We start from the raw sequence: 26602 nt of genomic DNA, 5'->3' as shown, positions 1-26602 counted from the left end.
CCACCCGACCCGCCGCCACCCACGCCAGCATTAATGCGCCGGAACCGATACGGATGAAGTTACCCCCGGCTTCCAGCAATGAGGCCAGAATTTTACCCACTTCAGCAGGGCTAACGTGGCTGTTAGCACCAAAGCCTGTGACATGGTTTTGTAGCGTGCGGCTCGGATCAACCTGCAAGCGGCGACCATTTAAAGTCGCGCCTTGCCCCAGCGCCGCCACATAGCACTCCTGATAAGTGGGGGCAAAAATCACGCCAATCACCGGCACGCCGTCATGCAGTACCGCCACCGACACGCACCAGTTAGGCATGCCATTGAGGAACGGGCTGGTGCCATCAATCGGATCCACCACCCAGGTGTATCCCGATGTGCCTTCCTGCAATCCGTACTCTTCCCCCAGAAAACCGTCATCGGCAAACTGAGCGCGAATCTGCTGGTCGATCATCTGCTCGACTTCGCGGTCAGCGCGCGAGACGACATCCTGCAGATCATATTTGGTCTCGACCACCAGCGTGTCGCGATGATGGAAATACTCCAGCGCCTTTTCGCCCCCTGCGCGTGCCACTTTCTCTGCCAAAATCAAACGTGATAGCAGTGCGTCATTTACGGTGTCACTCATTATCTGTCCTTACATTAACCGGCAATCAGGGCTAATCCCTGAGGTTTAAAATCAATCGCCACGGTAGAAGCCAGCGGCAGACGCTGCTCCATCTGCGCATCAACGATAAACAAGGAACCGAGCGGCGTGGCCACTTCATATTCGACGTGATCCCCCAGCCATGTGCTGTGGGTCACTTCGCCTTGCAAGGCTCCCTGCCCATCGCTATGCAACGTAATAAACTGCGGACGCACCGACAATTGGGCCGAGCCGGTTGGCACGCCGTTACCGCGCACGCGATAACGCAGATTTCCCAGCCGCACCAGCGCATCGTTGCCCTCCACCTGTTCGACCTCGCACGGCAGGATGTTGGCTTCGCCCATAAAATCAGCAATGAACACCGAGTTCGGCGCGTGGTAGAGGCTTTCAGGTGCGCCCTGCTGGGCAATATCCCCCTCTTTCATGACAATAATTTTATCAGACACCGCCAGCGCTTCTTCCTGATCGTGCGTGACGTAGACGGCTGTAAATCCAAGTCTTTGTTGTAACTCACGAATATCTGTACGGACACGACGGCGCAAACGTTCATCGAGGTTAGATAACGGCTCATCCAGCAGTAGTACCTGCGGTTCCAGCACCAGCGCACGCGCCACGGCGATACGCTGTTGCTGACCGCCCGAAAGTTCGGATGGCAATCGTTGCCCCTGGTTTTCCAGCCCAACCAGTTTCAACCCTTCGCGGGCACGATCCAGCGCTTCTCGCTTGTTCATTCCCGAGGACTGAAGCCCATACATGATGTTGTCGAGCGCGCTCATATGCGGAAACAGCGCGTAAGACTGGAACACCATTGCCACATCGCGCTCGTTGGCAGGCAGATGCGTCACATCTTTACCGCCAATCAGAATGCGCCCGGAGGTCGGATGTTCCAACCCCGCCAGCAAGCGCAGTGTGGTGGTTTTGCCGCAGCCTGAGGGGCCAAGCAGCGTGACCAGCGTACCAGGTTCCACCGTCAGCGACAGATCCGGCAAGGCGTTGAAACCCGCAAAACGTTTGGTGACATGCTCAAATACCACGGAACCCGCATTGATACTGGTCATACGGTTCTCTCCTGAGTTAACGAAGTTGAAGAAGGCGGCATGGCGATATCAACGGGGCGGGCAGCGCGGCGCAGTTTTCGCTCACCGACCAGCCACTGAAACACGCCAATGATCAGCAGCATCACCACAATCAATACAGTGGAGTAAGCAATTGCCACGCCGTACTCACCGTTTTCCACCAGCCCGACAATGTAGGAGGTCGCCATGTTGTACTGCGCACTGACAAGGAAGATCACGGCACTAATGGAAGTAATCGCGCGAACGAAGGCATACACCAACGCGGCGCTGATCGCCGGTTTGAGCAACGGCAACACCACTTTGCGCAGCGTGCGGAAACTGTTGGCACCCAGCGTCAGTGAGGCTTCATCAAGGCTTTTATCCAGTTGGCTCATCGCCGCAATGCCCCCGCGCACCCCCACCGGCATATTACGAAACACAAAGCAGGCAATCAGAATCAGAGCCGTACCGGTGATCTCCAGCGGCGGCAGGTTGTAGGCCATCACATAGCTCACACCGATCACCGTGCCCGGAATAGCAAAACTCAGCATCAGCAAGAATTCAAACGTCTGACGGCCGGCAAACTTCTGCCGCACAATCAGCCAGGCGGTGAGCAAGCCGACAATCGCGGTGAGCGGCGCAGCAATCAGTGCAATCTCCAGCGTGGTCCAGAACGAGTTCCACGCCACGCCAGTCCAAAGCAGATGCCCGTCACTGATGCTGACACGGAAGGCCCGCACATAATGCTCGACAGTGAGGGCGTCATTTAGCCCCCATGACTGCACAAACCCACCGACGACGATCATGCCGTAGATTACCAGCGTGAAGAGCCCCCACGGAATCACCATGCCGTACACGCCGTAGCGTAACAGTCTGGGCAGTTGACCATGTTTGCCGCCATCGCCCTTACCGGTGACGGTGGCGAAGTTTTTGCCGCCCAACCACCAACGCTGCAGTACGAACGCCGCCAGGGTGAAGCTGAGTAAAATCATCGCCAGCACCGCTGCCCGACTGGGATCATTCTGCGCTCCTACTACCGAGAAGAAGATTTCGGTGGAGAGCACACCGTGACTGCCGCCCAGCACCATCGGGTTACCAAAATCAGCCATGCTTTCGATAAAGCTGATCAGGAAAGCGTTGGCCAGACCGGGCGCCATTAACGGCAGAGAAATACGACTAAAGGTGCGCCAGCGGTTAGCGCGCAGCGTTTGTGAGGCTTCTTCCAGTGAAGGACTTACCCCCTCGACCACACCAATCAGCACCAGAAACGCGATAGGCGTGAATGACAGCACCTGCGCAATCCAGATGCCGGTTAAACCATACAGCCATCTTCCGGGTTCGATGCCAAACAGCGCCGCCAGATATTCCGTGACCACGCCTGAACGGCCAAACAGCAGAATCAGCGCCAGACCAATCACAAACGGCGGCGTGATAATCGGCAAAATGGTCAGCATACGCAGCGCTTTTTTACAGGGCAGCGGCGTGCGCGTGGCGGCCAGCGCAAAGGCCAGCCCCAATAACGTAGAACCAGAGGCCGTCATTAGCGCCAGCCACAACGTACGCCAGGCGGTGCCGCAGGTGCCGCCTTTCAGACAGGCCAGACTCCAGATCGAAGGGTCCTGAATGTTGCTGATCAGTCCGTCGGGTTTAAAACTGCCATCAACATCCTGTACCGATACTACAAACATGCTGAGTACCGGATAGAGCACAAATATGCTGACCAGCGCGGTCAGTAACACCAACGACGCCACCACAAAGGCATCGCCTTTCAGCACGCCCCGCTCGGCCAGCGCAAATGAAAAAAGCAGTAAAAAGGTGGTCAGCATCAGCAACGCACCCGCGCCCATTGCCGGTTGGCCCTGATCCAGTGGCCCGAAGCGATTTTCCAGCCACAGCCAACTCCAGCCGCTGTAACCGATGGCATGGCCTTCCATCACCAGAAAAATGACGCCCAGTGCGCTAAATAACAGCATCAGGCGGCTGCGCGCGCCAGATGGAAGTAATCCACACGCGGCACACAGCGCGAATAAGGTCAGCGCAATCGCCAGCCACGGATGTGAGCTGACCTGCCATAAGGCGGGCGCATTAGCAGGATCGCTCCACAGATTGAACAGCCAGCCGCCATCAAAAAATCCGGCCTCCAGGCTGTACCACGGCAGCAAGAGTAGTGATGCCAGGCCGATCAACAGTGCGCCGGTAAGCCGACGATTATTTGCATGCATAAAACACCTCAAGAGGGAGAGTCTGGCTCTCCGGCTCGCAGTGGAATGATGTGTTGAAAGGCGCCACGGCAAGGATAGGATCTCGCAGGATGTGGCGCGGGTTCACGCAATCAGGCCATCACTGTGCGCTGGCACCAATCTCTTTATCCCAGCGGCTGAGCAACGCTTTGCGTTTGGCTGAGTCGCCATAGGTTTTAAAGTCGTAATCGATCAGCTTGATGTTTTCGAAGCGCGGGGCGTATTCCGAGATTTCTGCGTGACGATTTGACGGCAGCTGGAAGGATTTCGCTTCCTTCATATGCGACTGCGCCTCAGCGCTGAGCGCCCAGTCGTACCAGACTTTGGCATTCGCCAGGTTGCGTGCCCCTTTCACAATCGACATTGAGCCAATCTCATAGCCTGTACCTTCACAGGGCGCCACGGTTTTGATCGGGAAACCATCCACCTGCATTGCAACGGCATCATGCATGAACACAATACCGACCGTAGTTTCACCTCGCGCCGCGGCTTTTACCGGTGCAGAGCCAGACTTGGTGTATTGCGAGACGTTGGCATTGAGTTTTTTCAGGTAGTCGAAGGCCTGATCTTCCCCCATGATTTGCACCAGGGTGGCCAACGTGTTGTAGGCGGTACCGGAAGAGTTAGGATTGGCGATTTGGATTTCCCCCTTAAAGCCGGGATCCAGCAAGTCCTTCCAGCAGAGGGGTTCTTTTAGTTTTTTATCGGCTAACAGTTTGGTGTTATAGCCCCAGCCCAGTGCTCCCGCGTAAATTCCCACCGTGCGATAGCCCGAGTTTTCAGCCTGTTTTTGTGCCCAATCCTGCTGCTGGTCAAGCAGCGGTGATTTATACACTTGCGTTAACCCCTCATCGGCCGCCTGCATATGCGGATCGCCGGTTCCGGCCCACCAGATATCGGTACGCGGATTACGCGCTTCGCTGCGCAAACGCGCATACGCTTCCCCCGCCGACAAACGCACCATACTGACTTTGATATCCGGATGGCTCTGGCTGAAGATGCGTGTCATATGCTCGCACACCACCACGTCAGCGGAACAAACCATGTTGAGATTGCCCGCCGCAGAGGCAGCAAAGGGCAGTGCTGTACAAGAGAGGGATAGAGCGACGGCGATTGAGGTAGCTCGCATGGTGTTCTCCTTGGATTGTAAGGTGGTGCTTCACCGGCACCTTTTGCACATCTGTGCAAAGTAGTAATGAACAAAAAAACAGCTGTCAAACAGCTTGCAATGCAATTGACAGGTTGTGTCACAAAAATGCAACAAATTAGATCCCGAACGGTTTGCACAGCTTTGCAATTTGAGGCAGACTCTTTTTCAACCGATGTTTGCGCAGGAGTTAAGCATGCAGAGTGAGAAAACCGTGGTCAGTGCGCAGGATGTGGCAGAACGCGCTGGCGTATCACGCTCAGCGGTGTCACGCGTGTTTACACCGGGTGCCAGCGTGTCCCCTGCCATGCGAATCCGCGTCATGAAAGCCGCGCAAGAACTGGGCTATCACGTCAACCATCTGGCGCGCGGCCTGGTGCGTAATCGCAGTGGAATTGTGTGCTTGATTGTCTCGGAAATCGCCACACCCTATCGCGCCAGCCTGGTGCGCTGGCTGACCCAGTTCCTGCAGGAAGCGGGAAAAATTGCCATGCTGATCAATACGGATCGTTCCGACAACAGCGTGTCAGCCGCGTTACAGCAGGCGATTAACTTCCGTGCGGACGCCTCGATCATCCTTTCCGGTATGCCGGATCGCACCATCACGCGCCAGTGTTATCAGCATGGTCAGCGCATCATTTTGATTAACCGCGATGAAGCACTACCCGGTTCACTCAGCATCAATCTGGATGCACAGCGAGCCGCTGCCACAGCGGTGATGGCGTTTCAGCGCGCCGGCTGTCAACACCTCGCCTTCGCTAACTCCCTGGCGGGCACACCCAGCCTGATGAAACGCGAAGCGGCATTTGTTGCCGAAGCGCAGCGCGTTGGGATGACGGTTACCGTTGAGCGCTTTGGCTCCACCTCTTACGAAAGCGGGCAGATTCTGGCCCACCGATTGCTGACTCAGCATCAACGACCCGACGCCGTGTTTTGCGTGACCGACCTGGTTGCTTGCGGATTTATGGATGAAGCGCGCCACCGTTTTGCCCTGCGCGTGCCCGAGGACTTATGTCTGATCGGCTATGACAATATCGCGCAAGCGGGTTGGTCTTCTTACCATCTCACCACGTTTGCCCAGCCGGTTGAGCAATTTGCGCGCGATGCCGTGAACTGGCTGATGCAAACCGAAGCCAAAGAGACCGGCTTTACTCCGCAAACTGAGCAACAGCATGACAGCTTGCTGTACCAGGCCGATGTGGTGTGGCGTGGATCCGTGCGCGGTGCCTAAACACAGCGTGTTATCTCATCCGGTTGTGCATAAGCGCCCTATTTTCATAAAGGATCACGATGAACCTTCGTAGAAATCTGTTTGCCACCAGCCTGTTGGTTGCCGGTGCGTCCTGGTTAAGCGCCCTACCGGCGCACGCGGAAGCGCAGTATCAACTGGAAAAGGTCGTGGAACTGAGCCGTCATGGTATTCGCCCACCCACGCCTGGCAACCGTAAAGAGATTGAAGCAGCGACTCAGCGCCCGTGGACAATCTGGACCACACACGATGGCGAGTTGACCGGGCACGGCTACGCTGCCGTCGTGAACAAGGGGCGTTGGGAAGGCGATCACTATCGTCAGCTGGGTTTATTGACGTCAGGCTGTCCACAGGCTCAGGAGGTGTATGTTCGCGCCAGCCCGTTGCAACGCACCCGCGCCACTGCCCAGGCGCTGGTGGATGGTGCATTTCCAGGCTGTGGCGTAACCGTGCATCGTGTGGCGGGTGAAGATGATCCCCTGTTCCAGACCGAAGCCTTTCCGGCTACCGATACCGATCCGGCACAACAACTTGCCGCCGTGACCGCTACGACAGGGAATCTGGTGGCTCGCCAGCAGGCGCTACAACCTGCCGTTCAGGCATTAAAAAGTGCTGTGTGTCAGCCAGGCAGCGATTGCTCGTTCTTTGACAATCCGTGGCAGATCAAGCAGAGCAAGAGCGGCAAGACCTATGTGCAGGGATTGAGTGTCCTTGCCAACATGGTGGAGACGTTGCGTCTGGGCTGGAGTGAGAACCTGCCGGCAGATCAACTGGCCTGGGGCAATATCACCCACTCCGCGCAGATTACCGCTGTATTACCATTGTTAACCGCTAATTACGATCTCAGTAACGACGTGCTGTATACGGCGAAAAAGCGTGGCTCCATTCTGCTGAATGAAATGATTCAGGGTGTTGAACAGGGTGTCAGCCCTGTTTCAGATGCCCTGCCGGATGCACGCTGGCTGCTGTTTGTCGCACATGACACCAATATCGCGATGGTGCGCACTTTGATGGGCTTCACCTGGACTTTGCCGGGCTATACGCGCGGCAACATTCCCCCCGGCAGCAGCCTGGTGTTTGAACGCTGGCGCGATAAGCAGAGCGGCAAGCATTGGCTGCATGTTTATTTCCAGGCACAAAGCCTCGACGATCTGCGTAATCTGCACTCCGTGGATCAATCGCACCCGCTGCTGCGTGAAGAGTGGCGAGCGCCAGATTGTCGGGTCACCGAGATCGGCACGCTCTGTCCAATGGCATCCACGTTAGCGGTATTGGGTCAGCAGCTTGATCCCACTGCCGTTACGCCGGTGAGTTACGCGCCATAACGCACACCTGTTTCACCACGCCGCGCAACCAGCGATGCGCGGCATCATTTTCCAGTCGTGGATGCCACATTTGTGACACTGTCATTTCTGGCGTGGTAAACGGCAACGCAAGCATCACCAACGCCTGGCTGTGCACAATCAATGGGTGATGCTCAACCAGCGAACGAGGTACCAGCGCCACCCAATCCGAATTCACCACCAACGCCACGGCGGCGGAGAACGCGGGCACGACAGCGACAATCTTGCGCTGCAATCCGGCGTGCTCAATCGCCTCATGGATCGGTCCACCCCGCTCTTCTCGACGAGACGCCACAATGTGGCCAAATCGGGCCAATTGGTTGATGTCCATCTGCTGTGTCAAAGGATGGCCCGCACGCACCACGCCGACGAAACGATCGCGAAACAGCGCCTGCAAGCGGATTTCAGGCCCCATATTACCGAGCACGCCAATCTCTATATCAATGCTGCCATCACGCAACTCACGATCGCTTTTCTCCGGTTTTGCCACAAAGACCAACTCGACATTCGGTGCCTGCGCAGTCACAGCCGCAATCAGCGCACTGCCAAACGCTTCGACAAAGCCTTCATTGGTGCGCAGCCTGAAACAGCGATTCAGCTGTGCCAAATCCAGCGTTTCAGCATCCGGGCTGAGCACAGCATGTGCTTCCCGCAACGTACACTGCGTCCGTTCTCGTATCGCTTCTGCATAAGGGGTCAGCACCATCTGCCGGCCGGCCCGTACCAATAACGCATCGCCCGTCACCTTGCGCAGGCGGCCCAGCGTACGGCTCATCGCGGATTCGCTCAGGTTGAGCTGGCGTGACGCGCCCACCACGCTGCCCGTGGTGAGCAGCGCGTCGAGTGCCGTGAGTAAATTCAGATCGGTGGTATTCATGGGCAATATCCTGCTGGATGTCACGCTGCATAACAAGGCGTTTGATGCAGGTTATCACTGCATAGGCTGCGTGTTCCGCCTCCCCTTGTCACGCGCTAGACTTTCCCCATCAACGCTTACTGAGGAACAAATGATGAAAACATTATTGATTGGCGCATCACGCGGGCTGGGATTCGCACTGGCAGAAACCATGCTGCAGCGAGGCTATCAGGTTGTGGCCACCGGACGAGCCCATTCTACCGATAAACTGGTGCAGCTTGCTGCACGCTATCCGCAACAGCTTACGGTGGAAACGGTGGATATTACAGAACTCGACCAGGTTCACGCTCTGCATCAACGCCTGACCGGGACGGAGTTTGACATGTTGTTCGTCAATGCCGGGGTGAAAAATGACGATCGGGAAACCATAGCCGATGTTTCAACCGAGGAGTTCACCCGTGTGATGGTGACCAACGCGCTCAGCCCATTACGCGTGATCGAGACATTCAAAGATCGGGTCAGCATCAGCGGCACGATCGCCGTGATGTCTTCCGGTCAGGGCAGTCTGACCAACAACACCAATGGCAACTACGAGGTGTATCGCGGTAGCAAAGCAGCCTTGAACATGTTTATGCGCAGCTTTGCCGCCCGTCATCAGGATGCGCGTACATTGCTGTTGATGGCGCCGGGTTGGGTGCAAACCGATATGGGCGGGCCGGAAGCGCGCCTGACCATCGACGAAAGTATCCCGAATCTGCTCAACACTGTGGAGGCGTATGCGGGTCGCACCGGGCTGCATTATCTCGATTATCTGGGTCGCATCGTGCCGTGGTGAAGTCAAAGGGACGCACCGTACGCTAAAGGTGTGGGCTCTGGGCTGCGAGCTGTGAGCTGTGAGCTGTGGGCTGTGAGCTGTGGGCTGTGGGCTGTGGGCTGTGGGCTGTGGGCTGTGGGCTGTGGGCCAGATTATATCTTCAGCTGCAAAAGATTTCGCAAAATCCCCCGCAACCAGCAGTTTGCCGGGTCATCTTGCTGCGCGTTATGCCATAGCAAGCTCAGCTCATAATCCGGCATTTCAACCGGCACCGGCGCAGCATTTAAGCCATAGCGTTGGCACCATGCGGGAGCCAGCCCCTGCGGTACCGTGGCGAACAGCGGCATCTGCTGGAGTAGCAGCGGTAAGCTGGAAAAGTGCGGCGTGACATAGCGTACACGTCTGGATTTCCCCAGTCGCTGCAGAGCATGGTCAAGGGCACTTTCGCTGGCACCGCGATAAGACACCAGCGCATGCTGATGACGGACAAACTGCGCCAGCGTAAGGCGTTCCAGTGCAATTTGCTGGCGGCTCCACACAGTACGAAAACCCGCCGGGCCGATTTTCTCGCGAGTTAAGTCACGACTCACTTCATTCCCGACGGTGATCACCACATCCGCCTGCTGCTGCTCCATTAATGGAATCGCCTGCCAGGGATCGGCAGCAACGACATGAATATCCACACCGGGCGCGTCTGTGGCGAGTTCCGCTAACAAATCAGGCATCAACCACTGTTCCAGCCAATCGCTGATGCCGATACGAAAACGACGGTTATCACGCTGCGCATCAAACGCATCCGGCGTGAAGATCACCCGATGCAGATCCTGCATCAGCGGTGCGAACTGCTGTACTAATTGTGCCGCGCGTGGTGTTGGCGTCATGCCGTGTGACGTTCGGATAAACAGCGCATCGTTAAACATCTCGCGCAACCTCTTCAGGGCGGCGCTCACAGCTGGCTGACCCAGGTAGAGGCGATTGGCGGCCTGCGTGACGCTGCGTACCTCGTACATCACCATCAACACAATCAGCAGATTGAGATCGACACGAGAGAAATCATTTTCATTGATGTTGTTCATGATTTTAATCGATTTAAATAATGCTCTGCGCCTTAGTATAGTGACTTTCAACTGACTGTCACGGACGCCGTTGAGCGCGTCTTCTATCAAGTGGAGCACAACATGAAGATTCAGGTGGGCGAGTGCCAGGTTGAAAAAATCACAGAACAGCGTGCAGCCTTTCCATTCGGTGCGTTATTTAAAGCACATCGCAGCGAGATGAGTGACGCCTTTGCCGAACAGCCTGCGGAGGTCTCGATTCACAGTTGGTTGGTGCGCACCGCTGAGCACACCATCCTGATTGATACCGCCACCGGCAATGGGCGCAATCGGGATAACAAACCGTTATTCCATCAGCTGAATACGCCTTATGTCGAGAATCTCGCACGGGCAGACGTTGACCCTGCTGAAGTGACGCTGGTATTGATGACGCACATCCATACCGATCACGTTGGCTGGAATACGCACTGGGTGGAAGGTGAGTGGCAACCCCTGTTCCCCAACGCGCGTTATGTGTGCTCGGCGGTGGAATTGCAGCACTGTCAGGACAACCCCGCCCATCAGGAATTGTATCGCGACAGTATTCTGCCGCTGATCGAACGCGGCCAGTTGCAGACCATCAATGTAACGGATTCCCCGCTGTTCGCCGGGGTGCTGCGCTACATTCCCACACCGGGTCACAGCATCGATCACGCGTCGATTGTGCTGGAGAGCCAGGGCGAGTATGCGATATTCCCGGGTGATGTCATGCACCATCCGGTGCAATTTCAACACCCACACTGGAACTCGCTGTTCTGTGAAAACCTCCCACTCGCGATGGCCTCGCGTCAACGCGTTATAGACTGGTGCCAGCAACATCAGGCAATCTGGTTCAGTTCCCATTTTCATAGCCGTTCTGTTGGGCGCGTTGCGCCTGATGGGCAATGGAGTCCACTCGAGGATTGACCGGATGCAATACGCTGACTATCTCACCGCGTCGCTGAGCGACTTAAACCAGGCACTGCTACGCGCCGAAGTCACCGCGCGCCAGCTGACCGACTACGCCCTACAGCGCATTGGCGAGGCAGACCAGCCGCGCTACAACGCCATCACCTGGCTGTTTGCTGATGAGGCGCGTGCAGCAGCAGAACAGAGTGATAAACGCCGTCAACGTGGTGAGGCGTGGGGTCCGCTGGACGGCGTACCAGTGCTGATTAAAGACAATATTGAAGTCCGGGGCTGGCCCACCAGCGCGGGCTCGGTCATGTTGCGCGGCGTCATCGCTGATAACGATGCTCCGCTGGTCACCACACTGCGCCATCAAGGCGCGATTTTGATCGGCAAAACGGCGATGCATGAACTGGCAGCGGGCATTACTGGCGCCTCATCGCTGAGCGGCTTTACCCACAATGCCTGGCAGCAAGGACGTTCACCAGGCGGTTCAAGTAGCGGTTCCGCGGTTGCCGTTGCCGCCGGTTATGTGCCGCTCGCTATCGGCAGTGACACAGCAGGTTCAGTGCGTATTCCCGCCGCGTTTAATGGTCTGTTGGGTTTACGCATGACGCGCGGTGCGCTTAGCACGGCCGGAATTGTGCCGCTGTCACCCACTCAGGATATCCCCGGCCCGCTGGTGCGCAGCACGGCCGATCTGCGCATCGCCAGCGAAATACTCAGCGGTAAGACGTTTGCTATTGAGGGAGAAGCCTTGCGGGTCGGTATCTGGCAGGAAGGATTCGCCGCCGATGAAGATGAGATTAACCAGGCGGTACTAGCCGCCGTCGCCGGATTCGCACCCGCCACACTGAGCTGGCCAGCATTAGAGACGTTAGCGGCTGATGCCAATATCATCGGCTATGAATTTGCTGAAGCGCTGGCGGAGTATTTAGCCGATAAACCCCAGGCACAGTTCCATTCCTTGCCTGAGATCGCCGCGTCCGGGTTGTATCATCCCCAGCTTGAAGCCGTGTTTAAGACCCGCGCAGTTCATCCAGGTACGGCTAGCGAAGCTTATGCTCAGGTGCAGCAACGTCAGCGCGATCTTTATCAGCAGCTGGTGGCGATGTTCGACCAGCACAACATTAACCTGCTGGCCTACCCGGTGGTGCGCCGCTCCCCAGTCACACATGGTGAGATGCAGGAAGGCAGCAATGCGCTGGTTTCAGCGGTGACTGGCGCGCCAGCGATTGCGATTCCCGCTGGCCTGAGTGATGACGGGTTGCCGATTGGCTTCGAATTGCTGGCGCTGCGAGGTCGGGAAGATTTGTTGCTGCGCGCAGCTGAAGCCATCGAGCTGCGCATATCGCTGAATAAATGAAAGCGTCGCCGCAGGGGGCGACCGCATTTATCCGTGCAGTGACAGCCCTTTAATCGCCTTATCCACTGCTTTCTTTGGCCCACGAATCGCGATGCCGACCAGGTTCAGGTTGTCGGCATCTTCAGCCATAAATACCTCGCGGTTGGCTGCGTCATGTCCGGTGGCGAACATCGCTTCCACATACGGGATCACCGTCAACTCCCGTTCCAAACCCTGCCGATGAGCCCGTTGTAATCCCGTGACATCACCCGCAAACACCAGCATCGGCTGGCCTGCCATATTGCCGTATTGGCGCCCCTTCGCATCCACGTAGGGTTCGCCCATCATGTCAGGCGCGGCAGAAGCAATGCCGGTGGCGAGAAAGGCCACCACATTCAGGCGCTGCCAGGTGGCTAAATCATCACGAACAATCAGGGCGATTTTGGTATCAAACATCTGCAACTACTCTCCGATGAGGTCTAAAACACTATCATCTTAGAGTCGCGGGGGTGGGATATAGAACGTTTGTGCACTGTCGTTGATAGGAGGCCGGTGTCATGCGGTAGGCGCGTTGGAACCAACGCCCTAAATGACTTTGATCGGAAAAACCAACCTGTGCGGCAACCTGTACCGGCTCAATGCCCTGCGCCAGCAGCACGCGTGCGCTGCGCAATCTCAGTCGAACCAGATAGGCATGCGGCGACTGGCCAAACGCCTGCTTAAACTGGCGCGTCAGCTTAAAACGATCGATGCCCGCCAGACGTGACAACTCATCCAGCCCGATATCCTGCGCCATAAAATCATGCAGATAATCGCGTAACTGCTGCATTTGCTGCATCGCTGCGCCTGATTGCGCACTGGGTCTGGTTTCAAGATGGCGGGAAAGCATCGTCATCAGATGATCGAGGCTCTGATCGCGCGCCAGTCGCCCTTCACTGTGATGCACTGAAAACCACGCCTGCTGGATGGCACTGGCCAGCAGCGCATCATCATTCAGCGTATGACGGAACGCCCCTTCAATGTGGGAGATATCCCCCAGACCGCGTCGCTGCATCATCTCTGCCACCCAACGCTGCGGCAGATAGAGCATGGTATAGGTGAAACCTTCTTCGTTAGGCGCGTGGCCGTCATGCACCGCGCCCGGCTCAATCAATATGGCGCGGCCCGGCGTACTGGTGTGCAATGCGCGATGGCAGTTGAAACGTTGTAAGCCCTGCTGCGTCACGCCCACCAATAATTCGTCGTGATCGTGCGGATCGTAGGCGTGTCCGCGAAAATGCGCGTTGACGCTTTCGATACCGGTTTCGTCATCGCGACGAAAATCGACCCAATCATTATTGGCTGGCATGACGGCAATCTCAGTGCTCATGGTGTGAGGAGAAGTCAGGCATAGCCTAGCAGCCTGAACCAGAGATAATCCAGTGGTAACAGCAGCAGCACGCTGAAGATAAACACCAGCGCGCACAGCTGCAAGCCTGCTTTGGCAGGCACGTTGCCCAGCCCCATTGCCACCACCACTGGCGAAGCCTGATAAGGCAAAAGCGGCGTCGCGTAGGCAAATACCTGCATCATCACTACGCTCATCAGAGAAAAGCCGGATGCGTTTGCCAGCTCCTGCGCGATCGGTGTCACCATCGCTGGCACGCCGTTGGCGGTCAGCACAAAGTTCAGCAGCGAGACCAGCGCGTTAAGCATCGCGAAATTACCGAACGAAGCGTGATCCTGAAGCGGCAGCACACTCAGTAACAGATTGGCGATCAGTCGGCCAAGCCCTGAATCCACCACCACTGTCGCCACCCCGAGAATACCCGCGATATAGATACAGGTGCGGAAATTAACCCCGCTGGCGAAATCATCTCCTGAAAGAAAGCCAATGCGCGGCAGCAGACAAATACAGGCCGCCGCCAGCCCAACCCATGCAGCAGGCAAGCCGTGCAGGCTGTCCGTCATCCACAGCAACAGGGTGATTGCCAGCAGCCCCATCAGCCGCCATTCGCTACGGCTGAGCGGTTGAAGTTGATCGCGATGGCGCACAGGCTGCGGTTGTGCGCGAAACAGAAACAGAATAGAGGCGGCAAGCACCACTCCCTTGCCGATCCCCACCACCGGCATATGCAACAGCCACCAGGGCAGCCACTGAAGATGGATCTGGTAAGCGTTTTCGGCAGCACCGCTGAGCACCAGGTTAGGTACGTTAGCCGGTAAGATGCTGGCGGAGAGCTGGAAAGTGCCAAATCCCACGGCCAAAGCCAGACCAATGCTGCCACGACTCCCCGCTTTAATGCCTGCACGCTCACCCATTGCCAGCACCACAGGCATTAACAGTGCAATACGTCCCATATTCGATGGCATCACCAGCGCCAACAGATAGGTCAGCACCAGCGTCCCCACCACCATGCGCGGCCAGCTCTGGCTGAACGGCACCACCAAATAGTTAGCCCAGCGCTGAGCAAGCCCGACTTTGCGGATCGCCGCGCCTAACACAAAACCGCTCAATACCAACCAGAAGGCTGAAGAGGCAAATCCGCTGAAGATGGTGCTGGCGGGGGCGATGCTGAACAACGTGGCAGCAGCAAAAAACAGCAGCGCGGTAAGATATTCGGGCAAGCGAGCACTCGCCCACAGCAAAATGGTGATGGCTATAATCAGCGTGGTAAGCCAGAAATGCATATCTGAAGTCACTGACTAAACTCCCTTTCTACGATCCGTCGCACAAAGCGGATAAGCATAGTGCAATCCACAATATGCAATGCTGAGTCAGTTAACAGTTTGTTAAATTGCTAGCTGTCCGAGCCAGTTTATTAACGCTTCGCTGCCCGGCTGGCTGCGCGAACGCTGGGGCCATGCAAGAAAATAAGGTTTACTTAACGGCAGGCTTAACGCATCAACCATAACCAAATCGCCTCGTGCCAGCTCTGCAGCGATAAGCCTTTTCTGCCCTAATAACAAACCCGCGCCTGCCACCGCAGCATCAATCGCCAGAGAAGTGAGATTAAAACTTAACGCGGGCTGTGACGCGGGTTCCGCCATCCCTTTGGCCTGATACCAACTGCGCCAGTCAGGCAAAAAGCGCCCTTCGTTACCCCAATCAAGATGGATCAATGGCGCCTGTTGCAACACGTTATCTAACGGAAACTGCTGTAGGAGCGCGGGACTCACCACGGGCACCACCTCATCCAAAAACAGACGCTGCTTATCGAGTTGAGGGTAGCGATCTTCACCAAAACAGATGACAAAATCGGCTGGCGTGGCATTAAAATCCACCTGAGCATGGGTGCCATGCAGCGATAGGTCAATATCAGGGCAGTGAACACGCCACTGCGCAATGTTTGGCAGCAACCACTTTGAGGCCAGCGCGGGCAGTGAATAGAGCGTTAACTTGGGCATCGCCGCCACATGACGCAGGTTTTGCTGCCCGAGATGCAAAATATCAAAGGCCTCCGTGACGTAGCGCAGATACTCCTTGCCGGTTTCGGTGAGCATGACCCCACTCTGTGTGCGCACAAACAGCGCGCTGCCCAGCTGTTCTTCCAGCTGGCGGATCTGCTGACTCACCGCCGCAGGCGTCAGGGCCAGTTGCGCGGCGGCTTTTGCCAAACTGCCTAATTCCGCCGCCACCTTAAATGACTGGATAACGCTGATTTTCGGTAAACGCGGTGACTGTGCGGGCATTAAAGTTTCCTTAGCAGGGCATTAAATTTATATCGTTACGCACTAACATATCAGTGAGTTACTGTGATAACACACCTGTCACAATGAGAACTGTTGCTATGTCTGCATTGATTCGTTTCGATCTGCATCCGCTGGCCGACGCCGACTGGCGACGTGAGTGCCGTGAACAGCTCAACCAGCATGGCGCGCTGGTTCTGCGTCAGTTTTTACAACCCAACGCGCTGCAAAGCATCATTGCCGAAGGGGATGCTCAGCGCCATCTGGCGTATCACACCCTCAGCAAGCATAACGTCTATCTGATGAAGAAAGACGAGGCGTACGACGCTGACCATCCGCGCAATCGTGATGTCATCAGCACCAAAGGCTGTATTACCGACGACGTGATTGCCGCTGAATCGCCGCTGCGCCAGCTGTATAACGACGAACTGTTCAAAAGCTTCCTGTGTGATGTGCTGGGTGAAACCGCGCTCTATCCTTATGCCGATCCGCTCTCTTCCATCAATTTGCATTACGCCCCCGATGGTCAGGAACTCGGCTGGCACTTTGATAACTCTTCTTTCGCCATCACCCTGCTGGTGCAGAAACCCCGCGCGGGCGGTGTATTCCAGTATGTGAAAGATCTGCGCGATGCCGATGCCGGGGAGATGAACTTTGACGGCGTTGCCGCGGTATTGGATCAGCGCCAGCCGGTGGACGCGCTGGCGATTGAAGCGGGTGATTTGGTGCTGTTCCGTGGTCGAAATTCACTCCATCGCGTGACGCCAACCGAAGGTGACATCACCCGCATGCTGGCAGTGCTGGCGTACAACACGCAACCTGGCATCGCCCTGTCGGAAACGGCGCGCATGACATTCTATGGTCGCTTGTGATCGGCGTTTAACAAACCTTGCCAGCCGCGGACAAATATCTGCTGAGTACGAAACGCCACCAGATCGCGCCAGTCGCGGTCTGCTGGCCAGAAGCCTTCCACCAGCTGTTGCTTGAGTGCACGCCCCGCCTCACTGGCCGGATCGCCCTGCAAATGCAGCCAATGGTCGTCTCGCACGCGGCGGTGCATCTCTTCGCCGGGATAAGTCCCGCATTCCACCACCAGCGGTAAGATGCGCGTCTGCGGCAGCGACCCCAGCAGGAACTGCGACAGATAGCCCGTTGCAGTGGCGGTCACTCCTGTGACACTGTCACGACCCGCCCCGGTAAACAGCAGCGTCAACCACTCGCCATACAGCGATTTCCCCCACTGATGCGCAGCGACCCGTTGTTCAGCGATGGAAAGCAGCATGGGGTGGCCCCAGGCTCCGGCACCGGTATGCAAATCGAAACTCAGGATGGTTTTCGCCTGCGACAAATGTTCCGCGATGATGGTTTGCATGGTGTGATAAGACCAGCTTGGCTGCTGCCCACCGAAGAAGAAGCCGTCAGCAAATTGGTATTGCCCGGCTTCCACCACCCGTTTCACCGCCAGCCAACCTGCGCCATTAAGGGTTTTAGCTAATAGCTCATCAGCTTGTGTCCGCTCGCCGTGGTAGATCCCGTGCCATGACGGGTAATCAGGGTTGGCAGGTGCAGGCTGAGCGAAATCGATGAAATTGCGATTAAGATCGATGTTGTCTTCGTTGACGCGCCGCAAATGGGCTGCGCCCCAGGGATTCAACAGGTGCAGCAGTATAATCGCGGTGTCTTCGGGTAAGGCCGTGAGGCTAAAGCGATTAAGCCACTCGATCTGGCTGTCCGAACCGTAATAACCTTCCACTCCGTGCGTGCCAGAGATGATCAGCATCAGTTTGCTGGCTGCGGGATCGCCAATGACGGCGACATCAGTGTAAAGCGTTTCACCTTGTGGGCCCGGCAGCGGATGCGGATACGAAGTCAGAGCGCCGTGCTGGCGCTCGACTGCCGCGAGGAAACGGGCACGCTGGGACGGGTAATGCGGCAATTCTGACATGCTGTTTCCTGTAAATAATGGCGCTTATGGATAGACCTTAAACTTGAAATATTTCTTCGCGAGCTGATCGTAAGTGCCGTTGCTATGCAGTTCGGCCAGCGCATCATTGATGAGCTTCAGATGCACGGTATCGCCTTTGCGCAGACCAATTCCCACGCCATTGCCCAGCAGTTCTTTATCCACCAGTGTCGCTTTGATGACGTAATCTTTGCCTTCCGGCGTATTCAGGAACCCCTGATCCGCTGACACCGCATTTGCCAGTGTGCCATCCAGTCGCCCCGCCACCAGATCGGGATAGATCTCCATCTGATTCGGATAGGAAACCACATTCACGCCCTGCGCAGCCCATTTCGCTTTGGCGTAAGTTTCCTGGATGGTGCCTTGTGCGACGCCGATATTCTTGCCGCGCAGCGTGCTGATATCTTCGGTCAGTGTGCTGCTTTTCGGCGTCAACAGTGCGCTTGGAGTGATGTACAGCATGTTGCTGAAATCAACCTGCTCGCGACGTTTTTCGGTCATCGACATCGCCGACAGAATGGCATCGAACTTCTTCGCCTGCAGCGCCGGGATGCTGCCATCAAAGCCAATCTGCACCCACTGGCATTTTACTTTTGCCTGGGCACAAATGGCGTTACCCAAATCGATATCAAATCCTTTGAGTTAGCCATCGCTGGCCTTGGATTCAAACGGTGGGAAAGTCGGATCCACACCAAAACGCAACGTCTGCTCAGCAAACGATAAGGTGCTGAAAGCGCCCAGTGAAAGCAGTAATGCGAAGGACAAACTTTTTTTCATTGTTATCTCCAGCAGGCAGGTAAATTCTCGACGGCATGCAGAGTTAATAACATGGCGCAAACATTACCACCACTAAAATAGTGGAAATAATGCAGAGGTAATTCTTATTAAACAGAAGGAGTTAAGTGATTTTATCTCCGGCAGTAAGAGAATCTTAATGCCGGAGATGTGAGGTGAGTTGTTACGCGATGGCAGGACGAGAAACGTGCTCTGCGGCTGCCTGATTCGCTTTCTCTGCCGCCCCAAGCAGGGAGGATCCGGACATCAGTGCCTGGCTCAGCACACCGACAAAACAGTCGCCTGCGCCATGGGTGCTGATCAGCTTCACCGGGATGGCGGAGAGGCTCTGTACCGGCTCACCCGACTGACACACCGCCAGACCGTGCTCACCCGCCGTCACAATCACCTGCGCGAAATCTTCCGCCAGTTTTTGTGCCGCCCGTTCTGCAGAGGTCAAATCATTGACCTCGATCTGGCACATGTCGCGAGCTTCTACCGCATTCACAATCAGTAGATCAATGCAGGATGCCAGCGCCGGTTCAATTTCTCGCGCTGGTGCGGCATTGATACACACCGCAATCCCCTTTTGCCGGGCCTGCTGAGCCAGTTGCAGGTTCACGCTGGCGGGCACTTCGTTTTGCAACACCAGCAAGCCAACACTCTGCCACAGCGAATCAGGCAGCTTAGCCACATCGATATGCAGATTCGCGTTGGACACCACCACGGCACCGTAATCGCCTTCCGCATCACTGATTGCCACGCTCATTCCTGAAGGCATATCCGGCAAAATCGCTACTGCATCGGTGTTAACGCCTGCATCACGCAGCGCTGTGAGCAGAAACTCGCCCTGCGCATCAGCACCTACCGCGCCAATAAAACGCACCGCGGCACCTGCGCGGGCTGCCGCTACCGCCTGGTTGCCCCCTTTACCGCCAAATTTATAGCTACAGCCGCTGCCCATGACGGTTTCGCCCTTTTCCGGGCGATGGTGGGCCGCCAGCATAATGTCGTAATGCAGGCTACCGGCGACGATAATGTTGTTCATGTCTAAAAGTCCCGCAGATCCTGAACCGCACGCTGGGTTTTCATCAGATTTTTTTCCGCCAGCTTTAAATCTTTTTTGGCGATTGCCACAAATAGCGCATCGAGAATATTTAATTGCGCGATACGTGCAGCCGCATTTTCCCCAAGCAGATGCGATCCCTGAGAGGTTGATGTCAATACCACATGCGCATTACGCGCAATAGGCGACTCGGCATAATTGGTAATAGCGATAATCTTTGCGCCATTTCGTGCCGCCAGTTTAATGGGATCGTTTACTGCTCGCGTCGCACCTGAATGACTGATTGCAATCACCACATCATCATCCGATAACACGGCTGCAGACATCAGCATAATATGCGCATCGTCGTAAGGCGTGGACTTAATCCCAATCTTTAGCAGCTTGTGCGATAAATCCCGCGCCACCGTGGCGGAACCACCAACGGCATACAGATCGATGTGGCGCGCTTTAAATAAAATATCGGCAGCACGATTAAACTCAGAAATATCAAGAATCGATAATGACTCTTCAATCGCCTGAATTGAAGTTCTGAATACTTTGGCCAGTAATTGTTCCGACGAGTCGTCCGGCTCAATTTCCGCATGCAAACCCGCCACTTCAGATTGATTATAATAAATCAGTCCAGTGCGAAAATTACGGAAGCCGGTAAAATTGAGCTTCTTAGTGATTTTCACAATCATCGCCTGGGAAACATTATTCTCTTCGGCAATTTCTTGCAGCGAAGTCTGTTCATTAATGTCGGTTCTGGCGATGATGGCTTCGGCAACACGCCGCTCCAGCGGCGTGAGTTGCGGTAATCGCATACGTATTTGAGCGCCAATGGCTCGCGGATCTTGCTTCATTACCTGCCTCTTGTCGCCCGGTCAATCAACATCGCTATGATAATGATTAGGCCAGTAGCAAGCAATTGATAAAAGGCCTGAATATTCAGCAGAGTCAAGCCATTACGTAATGCACCAAGAATGATGGCGCCGATGATGGTGCCGACAATACTGCCTTTTCCGCCCATCAGTGAGGCACCACCAATCGCCGCGGCGGCAATTGCGTCCAGTTCCCATAAATTGCCGATAGTCGGCTCAGCCGCGCCTAACCGCCCAATCAGAATGAGCGATGCCAGTGACGCTAAGGTGCCTGAGATAATGAACACCGTCACTTTGGTGCGTTTAACTGGTACGCCAGCCACACGAGCTGCTTCTTCATTACCGCCCACCGCCAAAATATATTCACCCAACGGCGTTTTATTCATCACCAGCCACAGCGCCAGCGCAATCACCGCAACAATGATGATCGGGGTTGGAATACCGAACACATCACTGTTAATAATGCTGCGAAACTCCATCGGGATGCCAAACACCGGATTACCGCCGGTATAAATCAGCGCGATGGCGCGGAACAGCGAAAGTCCTCCCAGCGTGACGATAAACGGTTGCAGTCCTGCATAGGCCACCAGCATCCCGCTGAACACCCCGCACAACGCACCGATACCAAGTGTGGCAAGAATCGCTACCGGCACCGGCACACCGGCCACCATCAGGGTAGCGCCCAATACCGCAGAGAGCGCAGCGGTCGGCCCAACGGATAAATCAATACCGCCGGAAATGATCACTAGCGTCATCCCCAATGCAATCAACGCATTGATGGAAGATTGCTGTAAAATATTCAGCAAGTTTGGCACGGTAAAAAATACCGGTGACAAAAATGAAAATGTCACCACGATAATTAACAGCCCGATTAACGTACCGGCATCGCGGAGATTTAATTTAAATTTTGCCGACGGCGCAGCCGCTGGCTGTGTGTTTGTTTGCGTCATCATAGTTATGCCTATTTATGGAGTGCAGATTAAGTGCTAGACGGCTTCTTTAATGTCGTTTATGGCAAAGCGTGCGATATTCTCTTCGGTAATGTCATCACCTGTTAATTCACGCGTAATTTTTCCTTCCCGCATCACTAAGACGCGGTCGGATACACGTAATATCTCGGTCATTTCTGACGACACCACGACAATCGCTTTACCTTGCTGGGCCAACTTTTCGATCAGGTTATATATTTCAGCTTTGGCCCCAATATCAATTCCCCGGGTTGGCTCATCAAATAAAAACACTTCAGCATCCGCTGCCACCCAGCGCCCAATAATCACTTTCTGCTGATTACCGCCACTCAGAGTGCCAATCGGTTTTTCGATATTAAGCGGACGCAGTTTTAAGTCTGACATCACCTGTTGCGCCACCGCGTCCAGTTTCACTTTACGAATGACGCCCGCGAGTGTGAAGTTGCGCATCGATGGCAGCGCCATATTTACTTTCACCGCACGCGCTTTGATGATGCCCTCTTTCTTACGATCTTCCGGCACCAGACCAATACCGGCACGAATTGCCGCGCTGACGTTGTGATTGCGCACTGACTGACCATTAACGCGCACTTCACCCGCACTACGTTTGTCGATACCGGCAATCAGTTTAAGTAATTCGGTACGGCCTGCACCCACCAGACCCGCCACGCCCAACACTTCCCCGGCGCAAACGCTGAAACTGGCCGGTTTGATTTCCGTTCCACGCGTCACATTCTCAACCTGAAGCACCTCACGATCGGTGGCCCAGGATTGGTGGGCTTGCTTATCGATTTTGCGCCCTACCATCTTCGCGACGATGCTCTCTTCAGTTTCATCGCAGATGTTCACCACCCCGACCTGACGACCATCGCGCATGATGGTGGCGCGATCGCAGACCTGGAAGATTTCATTCATCTTATGCGATACGTAAATCAGTGAGACGCCGGTGGATTTCAAATCTGCTATCAACTCCGCCAGGCGCTCAAATTCACGCGGCGTCAGGCTGGATGTTGGCTCATCCATGGCGATGATTTTTGCCTCGTCCAGCAGTGCACGCGCAATTTCCACAATCTGCTGCTGCGATACCTTTAGATTCTTGATCGGCTCAGCGGGATTAATGCTGGGATCAAGCTGCTTCAAAATATGTGTAGCACGTGCCAGCTGAGCGCGTTTATCGACAAACAAACCGTTCAGGGTGGTCATGGGGCGCCCCAGAAACATATTCTGGGCAACGGAGAGCTCAGGAACATGCTGCAACTCCTGATGAATCATCGCAATGCCCGCATGGCGCGCACTGAGCGGATTTTTCATCTGCACTGGCTCGCCGTTGACGTGGATGTCACCGCTATCCGCCGGGCGCACGCCAGAGAGAATGTTCAGCAGCGTGGATTTGCCTGCCCCATTCTCACCGATCAGCGCGTGCACTTCGCCCGGTCGCACCATAAAGTCCACATCCTGTAGCGCGATGGCGCTACCGTAGGTTTTATTGATGCCGCGCATCATTAAGCGATACTGTTCCATACGCTCTCCGCCTGTATTACTGCTGAGCCAGCAACTGACGCAATTTGTCGTTGTCTTTGGTAGAGAAGGCATCGGCATTCTCTTTGGTGATCAGCGCCTGTGGCGTCGCAATCACACGCGACAGTTTCTGCCCATTCACCAGACGCAGCATCACTTCCATGGCCACTTCCCCGGTCAGGATCGGGAAGCTATCGACCGTGCCGGTCAGTTCACCGCGCTTAATCGAAGCATAGGCATCAGAAATACCATCGGTACCAAATACTGCGGTTTGTTTGGCTTTATTCAGCGAACGTACCGCTTCCACCACGCCCAGCGCCATGGTGTCGTTGTTGGCGTAGAAACCAATCAGATCCGGATGTTGCTGCAGAATAGTCGATGCGGCGTTAAAGGCCTGCTCGCGACTCCAGTTCGCTGGCACGCTGGCGACAATGTTGAACTTGCCATTCGCCTGCAACGTCTCTTTAAAGCCTGCGGTGCGCTGTCCGGCCGCGTACACGCCCGGTTGGCCTTCAATCACCGCCACTTTGCCGCCCTGCGGATAGTGCTGAATAAACCATTTGGCGACGCGTACGCCGTTGTCTTTCTGCACGTTACCAACATAGTACTGGGCGCTTGGCACCACGGCATCGTTGACGTTCACCACTGGAATGCCTTTGCTGCTGGCGCTTTCCAATGCCGGCTCAAGGTTGATATCTGTCTGAGGTGACACCAGTAAGCCATTAAAGCCCTGCGCAATGAGGGTTTCAGCGATGGACAGCTGGCCCATTTGATCATCTTCATTGGCGGCAGCCTGGTAAGCGACGGTGAAACCATACTTCTTCGCTACGTTTTGATAGCCCTCGCCGAGTGAACGCCAGTACTCATTGGTCAGCGTTTTCGATACGCCACCAATTTTTAGCTTGCTGTCGACTTTGGGCATCGGGCCGTATTTGCTTTCCAGCTGCGTCCAGTCCGTGCGATCAGGTTCTGAATCAGATTTCAGGGGAGCCAAGGTAGCAGCGTGCACGCTGGAGCACAGCAATGCGGAGGTCAGTACAGAGAGTAAGAGCTTTTTCATGGTGGTAGCCTTTTTATCGTTTTATTTGAGGTGCAGGGTTACTCGCTTGCTCATTGTGCAAGCATGATGTCATTCACAATTTGTTGTGAGGCCACCGCATCCTGACGGCTGATTGCTTCTTCCAATGCTGGGTTATTGTTGAGTTTTTCACTCAACTTCAGCAGGCGCTTCACAGTAACAATGTTAATTTCCGCTTCACGGATTGGGTCGAGGCCGCTGGCATCCGGGAAGGTGTCGAAGTAGTAAGCCCCCTGATAGCCATCCCGCTGCATCTGCCACAAGAATTCCAGCGTGGCGCGTGGATTCACTGAGCCCGCCATCAAACCATCATCGCGCTTGCCCCAGCCATCATTCAGGTCCAGTCCTAACAAGCGTGAACGACGTGCCACCATGGCAGCCGCAAACGCAGGCACTTCATTGGCAAACAGCACGTGGGCAAAATCCAGCGTAATGCCGAGATTGGCACACCCTGCTTCTTCCACGGCCAGCAAGCAGGTGGTGGCATTCGGGAAGATGCTGTAAGCACGTGGCTCATTCGGTTTGTATTCAATGCTGACGTCGATTTCGGGCGCATATTCGGCCACTTCTCGCACCGCGCTGACTGCGTCTTCCCACATCTTTTTATAGTCGGCCTGGAAGCAATAATCGAAACCGTCCTGGCCCATCCACAAGGTCATTAGGCTTGAGCCAAAATCGCGGCCCGCGTCAATACCGCGCTTAGTTAATTCAATGGCTTCGCGACGAATTTTGGCATCAGGGTTAGTAAAAGCACCAATTTTGAATTGAGGAGCATCCCAGCGCATCTGCATGCCGTTGACCGCCAGACCCGCATCGGCAATAGCCTGACGCATGGTGGGGATGTCACTGGTCATGTGCTGCGGATAGTTAAGATCGAGATGCGTCAGGCCGTTCACCTTACCGGCGCGCGCAATCATCTGTAATACAGAAGGTTTTCCCTGGAGATCTGGCCAGTATAAGTGCGCCCCGGAGGCGAAAGAGTTCAAACGTGTGGCAAACTTTAATTCTGACATGAGGAAGGATCCTTCAGTGCTGGTTGTAATGTACTTTCCTTCTTCACGATTATTTGTGAAGTTATGGCATAAATTACACAAGCCAATTTGTTTAGCAAGACGGCATCGCTTCAATTTGCGAGGCCGTTCACGAAATCCTGAGATCGATCAGCGCTCAGCCTCTGTCATTCTTTTGTCATAACTCGCTCACCCTGCTGTCAGAGCCATTTTCATATCCTGTGCCCGAACCTTCCTTATCTGGAGCACAAACATGAAACTGAAAAAACTGACGTTAGCAGCGGGCATTTTATTGGCGATGGCAGGCGGCGCGGCACACGCCAAAGCGCAGCCGGTGAAGAATATTGTGTTAGTACACGGTGCATTTGTGGGGGGTGCAGGATGGCGTCCGGTGTATGACCGCCTGACACATGATGGCTATAAAGTGACGCTGGTACAGGAACCGCTGACCGGTTTCCCGGAAGATGTCACCGCCACCCGCCGCATCATCGATCAGCAGAACGGGCCAGTGATTCTGGTCGGCCACAGCTATGGCGGCGCAATCATCACCGAAGCCGGAAACGACAGCAAAGTGGTAGGTCTGGTGTATATCGCCGCTCATGCACTGGACAATGGTGAAACCGAAGCGATCAACGGCAAGAAATTCCCGAACAGCGCGCATCCGTTTGCCAAATCGACTGATGGCTATCTGACCATCGCGCCAGAAAATTATCACAGCGATTTCGCCGCGGATTTACCGGCGGCCCAGGCGGATTTTGAAGCCCGCGCGCAGATGCCAACCAACGCCGCTGTATTCACCGCCAATATTCCAGACCCGGCGTGGAAGACCAAGCCTAGCTGGTACATGGTGGCGAAAGCTGACAAAATCATAAACCCTGATCTGGAGCGGATGTACGCCAAACGCGCGCACAGCCACACCGTTGAAGTCGCCGGCGCCAGTCACTCGGTGTATGAATCTCATCCTGATGAGGTCGCGAAACTGATTGAACAGGCTGCTCAGCAGGCACAACCCTAACACCCTCATCCCG

The 26602-nt window shown here is 55.3% G+C and carries 24 protein-coding genes and 1 pseudogene; 7 read left to right on the top strand and 18 right to left on the bottom strand.

The features are described 5' to 3' along the window. From IAE30_RS18955 to IAE30_RS18940, 4 genes are all read right to left on the bottom strand, one after another. Positions 1 to 619 (bottom strand): inositol monophosphatase family protein (locus IAE30_RS18955; RefSeq protein WP_200680692.1); only part of this gene is annotated, 619 nt, incomplete at its 3' end. Positions 620 to 633: 14 nt separating this feature from the next. Further along, complete coding sequence (locus IAE30_RS18950) at positions 634 to 1695, bottom strand: ABC transporter ATP-binding protein (protein ID WP_200680691.1); 1062 nt, start codon at positions 1693 to 1695, stop codon at positions 634 to 636. Beyond that, positions 1692 to 3914, bottom strand: a complete 2223-nt coding sequence (locus tag IAE30_RS18945; RefSeq protein WP_200680689.1) for an iron ABC transporter permease — start codon at positions 3912 to 3914, stop codon at positions 1692 to 1694. The genes IAE30_RS18950 and IAE30_RS18945 overlap by 4 nt, the downstream gene beginning before the upstream one ends. Before the next feature lie 118 nt (positions 3915 to 4032). Further along, a complete protein-coding gene (locus tag IAE30_RS18940) occupies positions 4033 to 5061 on the bottom strand; it encodes an ABC transporter substrate-binding protein (RefSeq protein WP_045816679.1) in 1029 nt (342 codons plus the stop codon). 214 nt (positions 5062 to 5275) lie between these two features. Between IAE30_RS18940 and IAE30_RS18935 the strand changes: the two genes are divergently transcribed. Both IAE30_RS18935 and IAE30_RS18930 read left to right on the top strand, forming a co-directional pair. Then, positions 5276 to 6310, top strand: coding sequence for a LacI family DNA-binding transcriptional regulator (locus tag IAE30_RS18935; protein WP_200680687.1), 1035 nt, complete (start codon positions 5276 to 5278; stop codon positions 6308 to 6310). A 59-nt stretch (positions 6311 to 6369) separates the two neighbouring features. Continuing rightward, positions 6370 to 7653 (top strand): histidine-type phosphatase, encoded by a 1284-nt coding sequence (locus IAE30_RS18930; protein ID WP_200680685.1) that lies wholly within the window; start codon positions 6370 to 6372, stop codon positions 7651 to 7653. Here the strand turns inward: IAE30_RS18930 and IAE30_RS18925 are convergent. Further along, complete coding sequence (locus IAE30_RS18925) at positions 7628 to 8548, bottom strand: LysR substrate-binding domain-containing protein (protein ID WP_200539376.1); 921 nt, start codon at positions 8546 to 8548, stop codon at positions 7628 to 7630. The two genes, IAE30_RS18930 and IAE30_RS18925, sit on opposite strands and share 26 nt — an antisense overlap. Before the next feature lie 133 nt (positions 8549 to 8681). Between IAE30_RS18925 and IAE30_RS18920 the strand changes: the two genes are divergently transcribed. Further along, complete coding sequence (locus IAE30_RS18920) at positions 8682 to 9362, top strand: SDR family NAD(P)-dependent oxidoreductase (RefSeq protein WP_200680707.1); 681 nt, start codon at positions 8682 to 8684, stop codon at positions 9360 to 9362. A 131-nt stretch (positions 9363 to 9493) separates the two neighbouring features. Here IAE30_RS18920 and IAE30_RS18915 read toward each other — a convergent pair whose 3' ends face one another. Beyond that, the gene (locus tag IAE30_RS18915; RefSeq protein ID WP_200680683.1) at positions 9494 to 10417 is read right to left on the bottom strand and encodes a LysR family transcriptional regulator; all 924 of its coding nucleotides are present in this window, start codon (positions 10415 to 10417) and stop codon (positions 9494 to 9496) included. 102 nt (positions 10418 to 10519) lie between these two features. Here IAE30_RS18915 and IAE30_RS18910 point away from each other — a divergent pair, with 102 nt between their 5' ends. Both IAE30_RS18910 and IAE30_RS18905 read left to right on the top strand, forming a co-directional pair. Next, positions 10520 to 11341 carry an MBL fold metallo-hydrolase gene (locus IAE30_RS18910; protein WP_200680681.1) on the top strand — a complete coding sequence of 274 codons (822 nt, stop codon included), beginning with the start codon at positions 10520 to 10522 and terminating at the stop codon, positions 11339 to 11341. A 4-nt stretch (positions 11342 to 11345) separates the two neighbouring features. Continuing rightward, positions 11346 to 12689 (top strand): amidase, encoded by a 1344-nt coding sequence (locus IAE30_RS18905; RefSeq protein ID WP_200680679.1) that lies wholly within the window; start codon positions 11346 to 11348, stop codon positions 12687 to 12689. A 27-nt stretch (positions 12690 to 12716) separates the two neighbouring features. On the opposite strand, the gene IAE30_RS18900 is transcribed toward IAE30_RS18905, so the two are convergent. The 4 genes from IAE30_RS18900 to IAE30_RS18885 form a co-directional block, all read right to left on the bottom strand. Next, positions 12717 to 13124: a DUF2000 family protein gene (locus IAE30_RS18900; protein ID WP_045833270.1), complete on the bottom strand. Its 408-nt coding sequence runs from the start codon at positions 13122 to 13124 to the stop codon at positions 12717 to 12719. Positions 13125 to 13158: 34 nt separating this feature from the next. Then, a complete protein-coding gene (locus IAE30_RS18895; protein WP_200680677.1) occupies positions 13159 to 14016 on the bottom strand; it encodes an AraC family transcriptional regulator in 858 nt (285 codons plus the stop codon). A 35-nt stretch (positions 14017 to 14051) separates the two neighbouring features. Beyond that, positions 14052 to 15338 carry an SLC13 family permease gene (locus IAE30_RS18890; protein ID WP_200680705.1) on the bottom strand — a complete coding sequence of 429 codons (1287 nt, stop codon included), beginning with the start codon at positions 15336 to 15338 and terminating at the stop codon, positions 14052 to 14054. Between the two features lie 102 nt (positions 15339 to 15440). Beyond that, a complete protein-coding gene (locus IAE30_RS18885) occupies positions 15441 to 16340 on the bottom strand; it encodes a LysR substrate-binding domain-containing protein (RefSeq protein ID WP_200680675.1) in 900 nt (299 codons plus the stop codon). 98 nt (positions 16341 to 16438) lie between these two features. Between IAE30_RS18885 and IAE30_RS18880 the strand changes: the two genes are divergently transcribed. Further along, the gene (locus IAE30_RS18880; RefSeq protein ID WP_045816847.1) at positions 16439 to 17209 is read left to right on the top strand and encodes a 2OG-Fe(II) oxygenase; all 771 of its coding nucleotides are present in this window, start codon (positions 16439 to 16441) and stop codon (positions 17207 to 17209) included. Here IAE30_RS18880 and IAE30_RS18875 read toward each other — a convergent pair. From IAE30_RS18875 to IAE30_RS18840, 8 genes and pseudogenes are all read right to left on the bottom strand, one after another. Next, a complete protein-coding gene (locus tag IAE30_RS18875; protein WP_200680673.1) occupies positions 17194 to 18282 on the bottom strand; it encodes a DUF2817 domain-containing protein in 1089 nt (362 codons plus the stop codon). The genes IAE30_RS18880 and IAE30_RS18875 overlap by 16 nt on opposite strands. A 24-nt stretch (positions 18283 to 18306) precedes the next feature. Then, positions 18307 to 19077 (bottom strand): annotated as a pseudogene (locus tag IAE30_RS18870) (transporter substrate-binding domain-containing protein). 181 nt (positions 19078 to 19258) lie between these two features. Continuing rightward, complete coding sequence (locus IAE30_RS18865) at positions 19259 to 20122, bottom strand: PfkB family carbohydrate kinase (RefSeq protein ID WP_200680672.1); 864 nt, start codon at positions 20120 to 20122, stop codon at positions 19259 to 19261. Positions 20123 to 20124: 2 nt separating this feature from the next. Continuing rightward, a complete protein-coding gene (locus IAE30_RS18860) occupies positions 20125 to 20982 on the bottom strand; it encodes a MurR/RpiR family transcriptional regulator (protein ID WP_200680671.1) in 858 nt (285 codons plus the stop codon). Then, a complete protein-coding gene (locus tag IAE30_RS18855; protein WP_045816842.1) occupies positions 20982 to 21953 on the bottom strand; it encodes an ABC transporter permease in 972 nt (323 codons plus the stop codon). The genes IAE30_RS18860 and IAE30_RS18855 overlap by 1 nt, the downstream gene beginning before the upstream one ends. 33 nt (positions 21954 to 21986) lie before the next feature. Continuing rightward, the gene (locus tag IAE30_RS18850; protein ID WP_200680670.1) at positions 21987 to 23489 is read right to left on the bottom strand and encodes a sugar ABC transporter ATP-binding protein; all 1503 of its coding nucleotides are present in this window, start codon (positions 23487 to 23489) and stop codon (positions 21987 to 21989) included. A 16-nt stretch (positions 23490 to 23505) separates the two neighbouring features. After that, positions 23506 to 24546, bottom strand: a complete 1041-nt coding sequence (locus tag IAE30_RS18845; RefSeq protein WP_097118840.1) for a substrate-binding domain-containing protein — start codon at positions 24544 to 24546, stop codon at positions 23506 to 23508. A 50-nt stretch (positions 24547 to 24596) separates the two neighbouring features. Next, a complete protein-coding gene (locus tag IAE30_RS18840) occupies positions 24597 to 25577 on the bottom strand; it encodes a TIM barrel protein (protein ID WP_200537116.1) in 981 nt (326 codons plus the stop codon). A gap of 250 nt (positions 25578 to 25827) precedes the next feature. On the opposite strand from IAE30_RS18840, the gene IAE30_RS18835 reads away from it, so the two are divergent. Further along, on the top strand, positions 25828 to 26589 hold the full coding sequence (locus tag IAE30_RS18835) for an alpha/beta hydrolase (RefSeq protein WP_200537115.1): 762 nt from the start codon (positions 25828 to 25830) through the stop codon (positions 26587 to 26589). The last annotated feature ends 13 nt before the right edge of the window (positions 26590 to 26602 follow it).

This window comes from Pantoea sp. S61 (genome assembly GCF_016625145.1).
GTDB classification, from domain to species: Bacteria; Pseudomonadota; Gammaproteobacteria; order Enterobacterales; family Enterobacteriaceae; genus Pantoea; species Pantoea rwandensis_B.
This window is presented reverse-complemented; position numbering and strand designations above follow the sequence as displayed.